Raw genomic sequence first — 15,951 nt, 5'->3', positions numbered from 1 at the left:
CTCCAGGGCCACGCCCACGCGACTCTCGGCGCCGATGCCCTGCCCCATCAGCCAGTGGGCCAGGCGGTTGGCGCGGGTATCGAATTCGGCGAAGGTCAGGCGATCCTCGCCGTGGACCACCGCCATCGCCTCCGGCCTTTCCTGCGCCTGATCGGCGATCAGGGCGCTGATCGGACGAGGGTCCACCGAGGGATGATCGACGGTATTCCAGTCGTCCCAGACTTGCCGTTCGGAAGCTGTCAGCAGTGGCAGGCCCGACAGTCGCTGTTCGCCGCCTCGGGCCATGGCGGTCAGCAGCTGCTCCAACTGGCCGGCCAGTGCGTCGGCGCGAGCCGGGGATACGTGATCGTTACGGTAGTGCAGGTGCAGGACCAACCCCTTACCGGCCTCGACCGCCAGGCTCAGAGGATAATGGGTTTGCTCGCTCACCTGCAGGTTACTGGCGCGCACGCCAGAAGCATCGCTGCGCAGGGCATCGTCCACCGGAAAGTTTTCGAACACCAGCAAGGAATCAAACAGCTCGCGGCCGGATTGCCCGGCATACTGCTGGATCTGGTACAGCGGTGTATGTTCGTGCTCCCGCAATGCCAGGTTATGGGCCTGGAGCTCCGCCAGCCACTCTCCCAGGCGCTGCTCCGGGGCCGGCGCCTGGACCACGGGCAAGGTATTAATGAACAGCCCTATCTGCCGATCCATGCCCGCCACCGATGCCGGCCGGCCCGACACCGTGGCGCCGAACGCTACCCGACGCTGGCCGCTGTAGCGTTGCAGGATCAGGGTCCAAGCTGCCTGGATCAGGGTATTGAGGGTTACCTGCTGTTGGCGGGCAAACGCCGCCAGGTGATCGTGATCCAGGTTCAGCACGATATCCGCCAGTGTAGCCTCTTCCAGCGGCAGGCAGCGGCTGTCTGCCAGCAACGGGGCCAGGCGCGTGGGTTCGGACAACGCACTGAGCTGGTCCCGCCAGAACATTTCGGCGGCCACCGCGTCACGCTCGCCCAGCCATTGGAAATAGTCACGGTAGCGAGCCGGGCCTTGCGGCTGGTCACCCAGCGCTTCGCGCATCACCTCGCTCAACAACGCCGCGCTGCTCCAGCCATCCAGAAGAATGTGGTGCAGCGTCAGGATCATCTGCCAGCGCCGCTCCCCCAGCCGTACCAGCACCATCCGCATCAACGGCGGCCGGGCCAGATCGAAGGGCGCAGCCTTTTCCTGCTGACAAAGGGCATCCAGCGCCGCGTACTCTTCAGTGCGCCAGTCCAGCTCGCGGATCGACAATAGGGCCTTGCAGTGGATCAGTTGCACCGGCATCCGGGAACCGGGCGCGTGGATAAACCCGGCCCGCAGGATTGGATGTCGCGCAATCGCCGACTGCCAGGCCGCCTTGAACGGCTCCACAGGCAGGTCATCCAGAGTCACGGACACCTGATTGACGTAGGCATCGGACGAGCCCCCCAGCTCGCTGTGGAAGAGCAGTCCCTGCTGCATCGGCGTCAGCGGCAGGACATCGTCGATGTCGTACTGTCCGACTGGAAGGGCTTCAAGCGCAGCCTGATCCAGGGCAACCAGCGGGAAATCCGAGGGGGTCACGCCCCCGGTTTCCCGGCAGGTGGCAACCACGGCTTCGAGGGCCCGGTGGAAGTGTTCCATCAGGCGGTCAATCGCCTCGCTCTGATGACGCGCGGCGCTGTAGCTGCAGGTGAAGGACAGCACACCGTCACGCACCTGCCCATCCAGCGAGAGCTCAAATCCCAGCGGGACATCCGCTGCCCGCATGGCGCCGGGCGATTCTTCCGCCAGAACAAGGCCATCCAGGCTGCGTGAGTCCACCTGCCCCAGATAGTTGAAAAGGACGGCGCCGGCGAGATCCGGCAGCCCGCGCTCGCCATTCAGGTAGCGCAATACGCCATACCCCAGTCCACCACGGGGCACCTGACGCAGGGATTCCTTGGTGGCTTTCAGGTTATCGACAAGGTTGCCGCCACCGGATACACACAGCGGGTACAGGCTGGTGAACCAGCCGACAGTTCGGCTCAGGTCCACGCCTTCAATCAGCGATTCGCGACCGTGCCCTTCCAGGGCGATGGTCGATTGCGAGTGACCGCCCCACTGGAACAGCGCTTCGCCAAGGGCAGTCAGCAGCAGGTCATTGACCTGCGTGCGCCAGGCCTTCGGCGCCTCTGTCAGCAACTCCCGGGTTATCTCGGCGGACAGAGCGATGGTCGACAGGGCCAACTGGGCCAGGGTGTTCGGCCCGGCTTCGTTCACACCTGGCAGCGGTGTCGGGGCGGGGATGGCAGCCCAATAGTCCATCTCTTCGGCCAGCGACGCTTCATCCCACACCGCTGGCAATCGATCCGCCCAGGCCTGGAACGGAACGCCCTTCGGCCCCAGGTCAATGGTTTCTCCCTGGCGGGCCTGGCGGTAGGCCCGCATCAGGTCGTCCAGCAGGATGCGCCAGGACACACCGTCGATAACCAGATGGTGTACCGCCAGCAGCAGCCGCTCGGAACCGTCGTCCAGCCGCGCATGCAGTGCCCGCATCAAGGGACCCTCGCCCAGGTCCAGGCTGGCCTGGGCCCGGTCGCATTCGTTCGCGAGCTTGTCAGAGGTTGTGGTCACCGACCAGAGCAGGTCATCCGACTCGCCAGGTGCCCCATAGGCTTGCCGCCACGCCCCGTTATGGTGGGCAAAACGCAGGCGCAGTGCATCGTGTTGTCGATAGACGGCGCTCAGGGCCTGGGCCAGAGCTGAGCCGTCCAGTACGGTCTCCGGTTTGAGCAACAGCGCCTGGTTCCAGTGATCCGGCCGGGGCATGGCCTGGTCGAAGAACCACTGCTGGATGGGTGTCAGCGGGAAGTCCCGTTCCAGGTCAATGGCGTGATTTTGGACCGTCGCATGGGTTACCACGGAAGCCAGGTCGGCAATAGTTTGGTGCTCGAACACCTGCCGGGCCGTCAGTTCCAGACCGATGCGTTTGGCCTTGGCGATAATCCGCAGACTCTGGATGGAATCGCCACCCAGGGCAAAAAAGTTGTCCTGTCGCCCGGCTTGGTCAACGCCAAGTACCTCCTGCCACAGATTGGCAAGGGCCTGTTCGGTATCGGTTTGCGGCGCCTCGTACCCGGCTGACTGCACCTCCACCTCGGGCAGTGCCTTGCGGTCCAGCTTGCCGTTGGCCGACAGCGGGAAGCGCTCCAGCACCACCAGGTGCACCGGCACCATGTAGTCCGGCAGTTGCTTTTTCAGCGCCGATCTCAAGGCGTCCGTTTCAATGCCGGTACCCTGCACGTAACCGATCAACTGATCATTGCGGGCGATGACAACGGCATCAATCACATCGGCGGACTCCCGCAGCACAGCCTCTATCTCACCCAGTTCAATACGCAAACCACGCAGCTTGATCTGGTGGTCCAGCCGACCCAGGTATTCAATCGTGCCATCGTGACACCATCGGGCCAGGTCACCACTGCGGTAGAGCCGCTCGCCCCGGGCAAAGGGGCTCGGCACGAAGCGTTCCGCCGTCAGGTCCGTCTGGCCATGGTAGCCCTGGGCTAGACCGGCGCCGCCGATATACAGTTCCCCCGGCACGCCAATGGGCTGCGGGTTCAGGCGGTGGTCGAGGATATAGACCTGCAGATTGGCGATGGGCTGGCCGATGGGCACGATTGTGCGTTCGTCCTTGCCGCAGGTCCAGTGGGTCACGTCGATGGCCGCTTCGGTGGGGCCGTAGAGATTGTAGAGTTGCGCCTTGGGCAGGCGACGCAGGGCCTCGTCCTGCAGGTCTTTCGGCAAGGCTTCGCCGCTGCAGATCACCCGGCGCAGGGAGTCACCGCCAGCCAGGTCATCAAGGGTCAGGAAAGCGGACAGCATGGACGGCACAAAGTGGATGGTGGTGACCGATTCACGCTGGATCTGATCCACCAGCTTCGCCGGATCCCGGTGGTCCCCCGGTTGGGCAACCACCAACCTCGCGCCTACCATCAGCGGCCAGAAGAACTCCCATACCGACACATCGAAACTGTAGGGCGTCTTCTGCAGGACGGTGTCATCTGCGTCCAGTTCGTAGGCCGCTTGCATCCACTGCAAGCGGTTGAACAGCGCAGCGTGGGTATTGACCACACCCTTGGGCTTGCCGGTGGAGCCGGAGGTGTAGATCACATAAGCCCGCTGTTGCGGATGAATCTCGACATCGGGTCTCGACGCGGACTGATTCGTCAGATCAAGCTGGTCGAGGTTAATGACCGACAGATCGTCTGGGGCCGGCAGTTGATCAATCACCGCCTTATGGCTCAGCAACAGGTCCACACCGGCGTCAGTCAGTACCTGCCTCTGGCGGGCCTCCGGGTGCTCGGGATCGATGGGCACATAGGCCGCGCCGGCTTTCTGGATGGCGTAGAGCGCCACCACCATGGCGACCGAGCGCTCGGCTGCCACGCCGACCAGGCTGTTGCGGCCCACACCCTGCCCGATCAGGTAATGGGCCAGGCGGTTGGCGCGCGCATCCAGTGCCCCGAAGCTCAGGCGCTCGTCGCCGAAGGCCAGGGCCTCGCGGTCCGGGTGCGCGGTTGCCTGGCGCTCGAACAGACGATGCACCGGCTTGGGCTGGCCATAATCAGTGACGGTCGTGTTCCAGGCCGACAGTTGTCCCTGATCCGTCTCGTCCAGCAGATCATAATCGCCTACTGACTGATCGGGGGCATCCACGATCTGCCTGAGCAAACCTTCGAAGCAACGATGAATCCGCTCCACGCTCTGGCGATCGAACAGATCTGTCGCGTAGTTCCAGTTACCGCCCACGCGCCCGTCCGGGAAGGCCCAGGTGTGCAATGCCAGGTCAAACTGCGCCGCGCCGGCATCCTGAGCCAACAATTCGGCGCTCAGGCCCGGGGCCAGTTCAAAGCGTTCGCCATCGCGCTGCTGGTGGTTATAGAGCACCTGGAACAGCGGGTTGTGGCTCCGGCTGCGTTCTGGCTGCAGGTGGTCCACCAAATGTTCGAAAGGCAATGCCTGATGTGCCTGGGCCTGCTGGGCCACCTCACGCTCCCGGTTCAGGACCGCCGTGAACGGCTCGCTACCGTCCAGCTCGCTGCGCAGGACCTGGATATTGACGAAGAAGCCGATCAACCCTTCCAGCTCCGCTCGCTCGCGGCCGGCCATCGGCACACCGACACTCAGGTCGGTCTGGCCGCTCAACCGGTGGAGCAGCACCTTGTAGGCGGCGAGCATCACGGTAAAGAACGTAGTGCCTCGGGTAAGGGCCAGGGCGTTGAGGGCTTTGACCAGCCCGTCGTCCAGCCGGAAGTGATAGCGCCCACCCCGGAAGGACTGCCAGGCCGGGCGCGGCCGGTCCGTGGGCAGTTCCAAGACCGGCGGCTCGTCACCCAACTGGCGGGCCCAGTAATCGAGATCGGCTTCACCGGCGCCCGCCTCCAGGGCCCGACGTTGCCATAATGCCACATCCGCGTATTGCAGCGGCAGTGGCGGCAGATCGGACACGTCACCGTTCAGCGCGGCGCGATAGCATTGCACGAACTCCATCAGCATGACCTGGATCGACCAGCCGTCGGCGATGATGTGATGCAGGCACAGCACCAGGCGGTGATCGTCTTCTCCCATCCGCACCAGTACGCCCCGCCAGAGCGGCCCCCTGACCAGATCGAAAGGCTGCTGCGCCACGTCCTGGGCCTGCTTCTGGAACATGGCTTCGCTGTCAGCGGACAGCTGCAGGATTTCCACCGGAGCGAACGAACCGATGATCTGTTGCGGCTCACCGTCATCGTCCATCCGGAAGGTGGTGCGCAGACTTTGGTGGCGCTGCGCTAGGGTATCGAATGCAGTCCGCAAGGCGGCCCGGTCCAGCGAACCGCGTAGGCGGATGGCCCCCGGCAGGTGATAGGCGCTGTTGCCGGGTTCCAGTTGGTCGATGAACCAAAGACGCTGCTGGGCGAACGAGGCCGGACTCACATCGCCGGCCACGCCCTGCGGGATCGGCAGGGCCGACAGGGTCAGTCCCTGAGCCTGCAGTTTCTGAAGGAAGATCCGGCGCTTGTCGGTGTTCAGTTCCAGGAAGCGGCGTGACAGGGACATCGCGTTGTCCGGCATCATTCGATCTCCTCCAGTTCGCTCATCAAAGCGTCGAGGTTGTCCAGGCGGTCCTGGTCCAGGGTCTGGTCCTGCAGGCGCCTCACCACCTCCGCCATGGCCGCCACGGTGATGGCCTCGAAGGCTTCCGCCAGCGGGACGGTGACGCCCAGGGTTTCACGGATCCGGGACAACAGGCGGGTAGCGAGCAGCGAGTGACCACCCAGCTCAAAGAAATGGTCGTGTCGGCCGACACGCTCGACCTGCAACAGTTCCTTCCACAGCGCGGCGATGTCGGTCTCAATGTCACCGGACGGCGCCTCGAAGGGGCGATCGTCCAGGGCGGGTTCCGGCAGGGCTCTGCGGTCCAGCTTGCCGTTGGCATTCAACGGCAGACGATCGACGACGATCAGGTGGGTGGGCACCATCACCGCCGGCAGCTCGGCGGCCAGACGGTCCCGCAGGTTTTCGGTCGCCAGTTGAAGGCCATCGTCGGCCACCAGGTAAGCCACCAGCCGGGGACCATGGGGCGTGTCCTTCGCCGCGACAACGGCCTGCCGGACGCCGGCGTAGGCCAACAGGCAGGATTCGATCTCGCCCAGCTCGATACGCTGACCCCGGATCTTGACCTGGAGGTCCGCGCGACCGGCGTATTCAAGCACGCCGTCATCCGTCCAGCGGGCCAGGTCACCGGTGCGATAGAGACGTTCGCCCGGTGCCCCGAACGGGTCCGGCAGGAAACGTTCGGCGGTCAGTCTAGGCCGGCCGGCATAGCCCCGACCCACACCAGTGCCACCGGCGTAGAGTTCCCCCACCACACCTCGGGGCAGCGGCTGCAGGTGCACGTCCAGCACGTACAACCGGTTGTTGTCGGTGGGGTGGCCGATGGGAATGCCAGACTCGGTGTCGGCGATGCCCTGCAACGTCTGCAGGGCCACGTCGTCGGCGCATTCCGCCGGTCCATAGGCGTTGACCAGCGGAATGGCCGGATAGCGCTCGAACCAGCGTCGTGCCAGCTCGCGGTTCAGGGCTTCCCCGGTGGGCAGCATCCAGCGCAGGCGCAGCGTCGGTTCTTCCGCCGTGGCCAGGATGCCCTCGATCACCGCCGGCACGGTCTCCAGCACGGTCACGCCGCTGTCCGCCACGGCTGACACCAGTTGCTGGGGATCGTGGGTGATGGTATCGGGGATTATCTCAACCTGGCCGCCAAACAGGGGGGCGGTCAGGAACTGCCAGACGGAGATGTCAAACCCGGTTGCGGCCGTCTGGGCGATGATGTCGCCTTCGCCCAACTCAAGGTAGGGCACCTTGGAAAGCTGGTTGTTGAGCATGCCCTGGTGGCTGACCATCGCCCCCTTGGGCTCGCCAGTGGAGCCGGAGGTGTAGACCACGTAGGCCAATTGATCCATCGCCGGATACCGGCACGGATTGGCGTCACTGCCCGTCCGCAGCAGGGATTCCAGGGTAATCACCCGAGGCCGCGCTTCGGATTCCGTCAGGATGGCCTCCACCTGCGCCAGACAGGCTTCCGGCGCCACCAGCACCGGCGCATGACTGCTGTGCAGCATGCGCCCGCTGCGCGCAGGCGGATGGCGCTCGTCGAGAGCCAGGCAGGCACCGCCCGCCTTGAAGGCTCCGACCATCAGGGTCAGCAGCTCCAGGTTGCGGGGCGAATACAGGGCCACCACCTGGTCCGGTTCGACACCAGCTTCGATCAGGCCCTGCCCGATGCGGTTGGCCTGCTGGTTCAGGGCGCCGTAGTGAAGCGATTCGCCTTCGCAGCAGGCGACAGTCCGGCCGGGATCGGCCAGCGCCCAGGCCTCGAACCGTTCGAGCCAGCTCAGGCTCATCCAGTCCGGCTCCACCTGGCCCTGGCCGAGCCTAAGCAGCTCACCCCTGTCCTCCATGGAAACCAGCCGGATACCGGCAAGCGGCTGCTCCGGCGACTGCATCAGTTGGCTCAGAACCTGGTGGTACTGATCCAGCAGCACCTGCATATCCCGTTCCCGGAAATATCGCTGGTCGTAGCTGAATTGCAGCTGGTAAACCTCGCCCGGCAGGATGACCACCGTCAGCGGGTAGTTGGTGTGGGTGCGATTCGCCAGTGGCGTTATGCCGTAGGCCTCGGCAGCCTGCTGCACTTCCGCTCCCATGGGCACATTCTCGAACACGAACAGGCTGTCGAACAGGGCACCGCCGCGCGGGGTATCCGCCAGGTTCTGCACCTCCGCCAGGGACAGGTGTTCGTGCTGGCGCATTGCTGCGTTAGCGGACTGCAGTGAATGCAGGAAGTCGCGCCTAGTCTGGATTGCGCTTTCAGCACCAATACGCAGCGGTAGCGTATTGATGAACAGACCAAGGGTTTCCTCAATCCCATCCAGCTCCGACGGGCGACCAGCAACGGTCACCCCGAACAGCGCTTCGTCCAGGCCGCCGTGGCGCATCAGCAACAATGCCCATGCCGCCTGCATGAAGGTGTTTACCGTCAGCTTTTCGTTACGGGCCCGTTCGGCCAACTGAGCCGTCTCCCCCACCGTGAGAGCAAGGGACACATCCTGGATGGACGATGGACCATTCCCCGTGCGCTGGTACGGCAGGGGCGTGACCTCGGTAAAACCAGCCAGAGTGTCGCGCCAGAACTGCCGTGCCTGCGCTTCATCCTGCTGTTGCAGCCAGGCGATAAAGTCCCGGTAGGGGCGCGCCGGGATCACCACCGGCTGCCGGCCATCTACCAATGTGCGGTAGTGATCGAAGAACTCCGCCAGCATCAGGCCACGGCACCAGGCGTCGATCAATGCATGGTGGTGGCTCTGCACAATGCGGTACTCGCCCGGGCCGAAGCGCACCAGCCGCAGACGCAGCAGTGGTGGTTTGGCGAAGTCGAACCCCTGGCTTCGTTCGGCGGCCAGCAGCGCGTCCAGTTCCGCCTCGGCATCTGCCCTGTCCAGGTGACTCAAGTCAACCAACTGCGCCGGCGACGGCACGTCGCGATAGACAATCTGGTGCTGGATGCCGTTATCCAGATCGTGGAAACCGGTGCGCAGCATCGGATGCCGGCGTACGACGGCCTGCCAGGCCGCCTTGAACGCCTCGAAATCCACGGCGCTGTGGACGTCATACTGGTCCTGCATCAGGTAGATGCCGCTGCCCTGCTTCAGCAGGCTGTGCAGCAGGATCCCTTCCTGCATCGGCGCCAGCGGCAGAATGTCCTCGATGTTGGCGGGGTTGTCGAGCGCATCCAGTTGCGCCTGATCCAGCCGGGCCAATGGGACGTCGGACGGCGTCAGGCCGCCGCCGTGCGTCCGGCAGCGTTCAATCAGCGACGTCAGCGCCTGCCGATAGGCATCAGCAAGGGCTTCGACCCGTGGCCGGTCGAAGCGGGCTTCGCTGTAGGTCCAGTGCAGGCGCAACCGGCCGTCGCGGATCAGGCCATCCACCACCAGCGCGTTCGCCATGGGCCCCTCACGGTCGCGCAGGTCACCGACAGGTCCATCATCCAGGCTCAGCCCGAATGCCGCAGGGGATTCGAACTGCCCCAGATAGTTGAAGGTCAGCCCGACGCCCGTCAGCGACGGCAGGTCCTCGCCCTGTAACTCCTTAAGGACGCCATAACCCAGGCCATCACCCGGTACGGCGCGCAGCATTTCCTTGATCTGCTTCAGGGTGGCCAGGATATCCGCCCCACTGTCCAGGGCGACCGGATAGAGCGAGGTGAGCCAGCCGACTGTCCGACTGACGTCCGGCGCACCTTCGGGTCCCTGGCGGCCATGGCCTTCCAGCATCACCACGTTGCGGGCGCGGCCGGTCCACTGCTCCAGCGCCGCTGCCAGTGCCGCCAACAGGGCATCGTTGATGCGGGTGCAGAAAGCGTCGGGCACATCGTTCAGCAGGGCCCGGGTCTGCGCCGCATCCAGGGCCATGTCTAGGTGGCCGGCGTCGGCAATCCGGGCCGGTGCATCCGGCCGGCTGCAGGGCATGGCCGCTTCTTCGGCGCTGAAGGCCTGCCAGTAGTCGAGTTCGCCGTTGAACCGTCCGTCCGCCAGTGTCCGGTTCAGGTAACCGGCCCAGTCGTGAAGCCCCGTGGCTTCAGCAGCGAGATCGATTGCTTGGCCCCGGAGGTGCTGACCATAGGCCGTTTTCAGGTCGTCCAGCAGCACACGCCAGGACACGCCATCCACCACCAGGTGATGAGCCGTCAGCATCAGGGTTTGCCGTCCATCCGTCAGAATGGCCAGTACCGCTCGCAGCAGCGGGCCGTCGGTCAGGTGCAGGTTGCGGTGGGCCTCGTTGAACGTGGCCAGCATGGCGGACTCATCCACAACGTCCACGACCTGGAGCAGGTCCTGCGGTGACCGGTCGGCGATTGTCTGGGTCGCCTGTTCCGTATCGAATCGCAGGCGCAGCGCCGGATGGGCCCGGACCAAGGCGGCCAGTGCGTGGCGCAGGATGTCGGCATCCAGCGAGGCCTGCACGCGCAGGCGTATCGACTGGTTCCAGTGGTGCCGGTTCGCCATGGGCTGACAGAAGAAGCGCTGCTGGATGGGCGTCAGCGGATGGGCCTGGTTGGAGGATGCCGACGGTAATGGTTGCACCGGGGTGGCTTCGGCCTGGAACTCGGCCACCTGCGCCAGCTCGGCAATGGTCTGTTTCTCGAACAATTGCTTGGGCGTCAGGCGAACGCCCTGCTTCCGGGCCCGGGCGATCACCTGCAGGCTGATAATGGAATCCCCGCCCAGGCTGAAGAAGTTGTCGTGGCGCCCGACCCGGTCCACCGGCAGCAGCGAGGTCCACAGGTCCGCCAGGATCGTTTCCACGTCCCCCAGAGGCGCTGCGAAGGCATCGCGCTGCCGTTCCAGTTCCGGCAATGCCCAGCGATCCAACTTACCATTGGCAGTCAGTGGCAAGGCATCGAGCCGCACGAGGCCGCTGGGCACCATATAGTCCGGCACGCGCTCGCCAAGCTGCGCGAGTAACGCGGCGTCATCGACATCGCTCCCAGCTACCATCACCACGTAGGCGTACAGTTGTTCGCGGCCTTCTTCGTTGTCCCGTGCAATTACTTCAGCTTCTGCAATATCCGGCTGTTCGCTCAACAGGGCAGCGATTTCGCTCGGCTCCACCCGATAGCCGCGAATCTTGACCTGATCATCCACGCGGCCAAGGAATTCCAGGCTACCGTCGGCCAGTTGGCGCACACGGTCACCGCTGCGATAGAGTCGCTCCCCCGCATGGAAGGGGCTGGCGACGAAACGCTCCGCCGTTTGCCCCAACCGCTGTAGATAGCCTTGAGCCAACCCAGAGCCACCCAGGTAGAGCTCGCCGGCAACACCCTTCGGCACTGGATTAAGCCAGGGGTCAAGCACGTAGGCCTGAGCATTGGCCAGCGGCGTGCCGATCGGCAGTGTGCTGGCAGCTCGATCGGCTATGTAGGCCTGCTGGGCGAGAATACCGACTGTGGTTTCCGTAGGGCCGTAGTGATTAAGCACCTGGCAGGTTGGCTTGAGTTCGGCGATACGCGCCAGTAGCGCCCAGTCGGTCGCTTCGCCGCCCAGGATCAGGCGCTCGTGGGGGAGTACATCGGCCGGGTTTGCGGCACTCAGCAGCGCCCGCAGGTGGCTAGGCACTATCTTCAGCACATCCATCCGTTGTTCGCGCATATACGCCGCAAAGGCATCCGGATCGAAGGCGCATTCGGGGGAAATAAGATGCAAGGTGCGCCCAGTGCACAGGGCTCCAAACAGCCCCGTATGCCCCAGATCCGCCGCTACCGTCGACACCATCGCCATGTTGCGGGCACCATCTGATAGCGCCAGCGCCTCCAGAACGCCCTGCACGTAATTGGCCAGCGCACCGTGACTTACCGCCACTCCCTTGGGCTTGCCCGTAGAGCCAGAGGTATAGATCACATAGGCCGTCTGCTGGGGATGGATGACGGGCAGTTCGTGTTCTACTGCAGCCCGAGTATCATCGGCAAACGCCAACTCCATTACCGGAACGCCCCCGCTCCAGTCGCAAGCCGTGCAGCTCAGCAGCAAGCGAGCGCCACTGTCAGCCAGTTGATAGGCCAAACGCTCCGCTGGCAGTTGCGGATCCAGTGGCACGAAGGCCCCGCCCGCTTTGAGTACGGCAAGAATGCCGAGCACGTATTCGCACGAACGCTCGGCGTGAATGGCTACACGCACCTCGGAGCCTACGCCCTTTGCAATTAACTCTGCCGCTAACCTTTGGGCCTGGGCATCCAGGCTGGCGTAGGTATAACGGTATTGCCCATCGTCTACGGCTGACGCATCAGCATTAGCTGCCACCGCTTTCGACAGCAGGGTGGGTATATCCTGAGCCAGAAATTCGCTTTGGTTGCCTTCCAGCACGGAGATAGGCTCGGGTAGCGACAACATCGCCGGGTGAGACTGCGGATCAGCGACGATCTGCTCGGCCAGGAATCGGAATGCCTGGCAGAAGCGCTCAATCGTGGTGGCATCGAATAGCTCCGCGGAGTAAGCGAATAGGCCTGTTATTCCCTCCGGCTCATCGCAAAAATCGAGACTCAGGTCGAAGTGGGCAATGCCCGTGAATACCTGCTCCGCTTGGACGGTCAGGCCAGCCACATGGCGCTCCGCCTGCCACATTTCCTGTTGAGTGCACTTCACCTGGAACAGCGGATGCACACCCGGTTGCCGTTCGAGCTGCAGTGCCTCCACCAACTGATCGAAAGGTACCTCTTGATGCAGCTGGGCATCGATCAGGGTAGCGTTCACCTCATCTAATAAACGTTCGAAGTTTTCAGTGGGATCAACCTGAGTGCGCAGCACAACGACATTGATAAGGTAACCAATCAAGCCCTGGAGCTCGGCTTTATGGCGATTGGCAATGGGAGCCCCTACCTTGATATCGGTCTCACCGCTAAAGCGATGCAGTGTCAGCTTTAATAGTGCCAAGATCACAGCGTAGAGCGAAACGCTTCGTTCACGGGATAAGCTGCGTAGCTGCTCGCTCAACTCACCTGGTAGCGTAAAACGTAGTTGGCCTTCTCTGGGTGCGGACAGCGCTTGGCGTGGACGATCCAAAGGCAATGCTAGCGGGGGATGATCCCCGGCGAGGCGTTCACACCAGTGAGCAAGTTGGCTCTGTCGCTCACTGCCATGCTGCTGACGCTGCTGCCAGCCCGCATAATCTGCGAACTGTATTGGAAGTGGTGCAAGTTTGACTTCTCGCTGTGTGCAGGCGCCCTCATAAAGTGCGCATAGATCATCGATGAGCACTTGTACTGACCATCCATCGCCAGCAATGTGGTGCTGAACGACAGCTAACACATGGTGCTCCGTGGACAAGCGGTAGAGGGCGACGTTTAAGGGAGGCGCCTGTTCAAGATCAAAAGGTTGCCGCGCCAGTTTGGTGAGTGTGTCATGCAGGACCTGCTCCTGTTCATCCGCGGTATCGCCGGGTATATCATTACAGATCAGCTCAGGACTCCAGTCCTGCGCTAGCCGCTGAACAGGTTCTCCCGCCTCACTCAAGGGGTAGTAAGTACGCAAAATATCATGGCGCTGAACCAGGGCCTCCAGCGCTGCATTGAGCGCCGATAAATCCACCTCCCCCTTGAAGTGCAGTGCCCCCGCCATATTGTAACCAGCACTCTGGTGATCGAGCTGCCATGTAAGCCATAGGCTACGCTGCCCTTCTGACAGCGGTATATCGCTTTGACGTTGATCATCGTCAAGACGGGGGATGGCCAGCGCCCATTGATCCGATGATGCCGCCAGGCATGCTTCGATAGCTTTAGCCATGGCAGACAAGCGCGGTTGCTCGAACAGTGCGTGCAGCGATACCTCGACACCCCAGTAATCACTGATGGCGGCGGCTAGCCGCACCGCCGCCAGAGAATTACCCCCACTAGCAAAGAAGTGGGCATTGCTCCCCAGTGGCGTTTCCTTGTTGCCTCCCAGCACTTGTCGCCAAAGCTTCGCTAACGTCTGCTCGGTTTCGCTCCCAGCTTCCGCAGTAGATTGCGATGCCTTTCCCTCACTGGCGTCATCGTCGCCACCGCTGACAAAATGCCCAAAGGCGTGAATGGCGTAGGCATCCAGGCTCCCCGCCTCCCAGCCTTGGCGGCAGGCGCTGCGCTGTAACTTGCCGCTGGAGGTCTTGGAGAGGCCGCCGGGGTTGAGCAGTAACGCTACCGAAAGTGTCTCATGGCAGGCATTGCCGACTGCCTCGCTTAACGCTTCGACCAGCTTCTCGGCGGGCACCAGCTTCTGCATACCACGGGAGACTTCTGCCGCGACACCGATCCCCTCGGCGCCTTCCGGGGTAGTCACGGCAAAGGCCGCCACGCGCCCCTTACGCACCGCTTCCACTTCCGCCTCGATAGCGCTCTCGATATCCTGGGGATAGACGTTATGGCCGCGCAGAATGATCAGGTCTTTAATACGCCCGGCGATATACAGCTGCCCTTGGTGCAAAAAGCCTAGATCGCCGGTGCGCAGCCAGCGATCGTCTCGGGCCCCGTTGTCATGAGCATCGGTACGCTGCCAGCTAACCCCATCCCGGGTGACAAAAGTTTTCGCCGTTGCCTCGGGATTCTGCCAATACCCATGTGCCACACTGGGCCCATTGACCCAGATCTCGCCCACCTCGCCAGCCAGCACGGTTTGGCGGCTCTGGGGATCGACGATATCGATAGCGTGGTCGGGGAGCGGCGTACCGCAGCCCACCAGGATGTTGCCATCCTCCGTGGGGCTGGCATGGCCCTGGGCCAGCGAGGCTTGAGAAAAAGCCGTGCCCACCACGCCTGTGCCGCGTGAATTGCAGCTGACAAGTAACGTGGCTTCAGCCAAGCCATAGCAGGGAGCTGCGGTGTCAGCGGCGAAGCCCACCGGGCGGAAGCGTTCAATAAAGCCAGTGAGGGTAGCGTGGCGTACCGGCTCGGCGCCCGAGAACGCGACCCGCCAGCTGGATAAGTCGAGCGCTTCAATCCGTTCGTCGCGAATGCGCTCGAGGCACAGTCGATAGGCGAAATCGGGGCCACCGCTGACGGTCCCTCGGTGACGGGAAATCGCTTCCAGCCAGCGAACCGGCCGCTGCAGAAAGAAGGTCGGGCTCATCAATACCGCAGGAATACCGCAGTAGATGGGCTGCAGCAGGCCACCGATCAGGCCCATGTCGTGATAGAGCGGCAGCCAACTGACGAAGACATCGTCGGCACCAACCGAGAAGCCCGTCTCGATGGCGCGCTCGTTAGCCATCAGGTTGCCATGGCTGACCATGACGCCTTTGGGCGCGGCCGTGGAGCCTGAGGTGTATTGCAAAAAGGCGATATCATCACGCTTTGGGCGATGCTCGACCCAGTATTCAGCGCGGGCCTCATCGACACCATCCACGGCGATCAATTCAGCGCTACCGAAGCCTTCGCTTGTGGATGCGACCACATCGATAATCATCGTTGAAGTGAGTACACAGGCGGCCTGGGAGTCGGCGGCAATGGCCAGCAGACGTGCCAGGTGCTGCTGCTTGGCCGACTCCGGTGGAAAGGCCGGTACCGCAATCACTCCGGCATACAGGCAGGCGAAGAACGCCACCACGTAGTGCTCATCGTTATCCAGCAGGATCAAGGCACGCTCGCCAGCCGGAAACCGCTGCTGGAGCTCGCTGGCCAAGGCGCGGGAACGCCGCTCCAGGGTGGCGTAGTCGAGAATGGTTTCCCCTTGAGCATTTACCACGACAAGCGCCCTGTCGCTGGGCCTTTCCCGGGCCAGGCGGCTTAAATGCTCGACGAAGCCATGATTGACATCGGTGTGGGATGGTTGACGGTTACTTGTCTGGACGTGCGTCTTCATATGCGTACCTGCTGGAACTCCGGGCCGAAGGGTG

Annotated in this window: 2 protein-coding genes; both read right to left on the bottom strand. The window is 63.3% G+C overall.

Going from position 1 to position 15,951, the window contains the following annotated elements; all coding sequences use genetic code 11:
- On the bottom strand, positions 1-6,090 hold a 6,090-nt coding region (locus tag L1073_RS11415; RefSeq protein WP_246899383.1), incomplete at its 3' end, for a non-ribosomal peptide synthetase.
- Positions 6,091-6,104: 14 nt separating this feature from the next.
- Positions 6,105-15,917 carry a non-ribosomal peptide synthetase gene (locus L1073_RS11410; protein ID WP_246899363.1) on the bottom strand — a complete coding sequence of 3,271 codons (9,813 nt, stop codon included), beginning with the start codon at positions 15,915-15,917 and terminating at the stop codon, positions 6,105-6,107.
- Between the last annotated feature and the right edge of the window lie 34 nt (positions 15,918-15,951).

The sequence above is a fragment of the Chromohalobacter nigrandesensis genome, from assembly GCF_023061285.1.
Classification (GTDB): domain Bacteria; phylum Pseudomonadota; class Gammaproteobacteria; order Pseudomonadales; family Halomonadaceae; genus Chromohalobacter; species Chromohalobacter nigrandesensis.
This window is presented reverse-complemented; position numbering and strand designations above follow the sequence as displayed.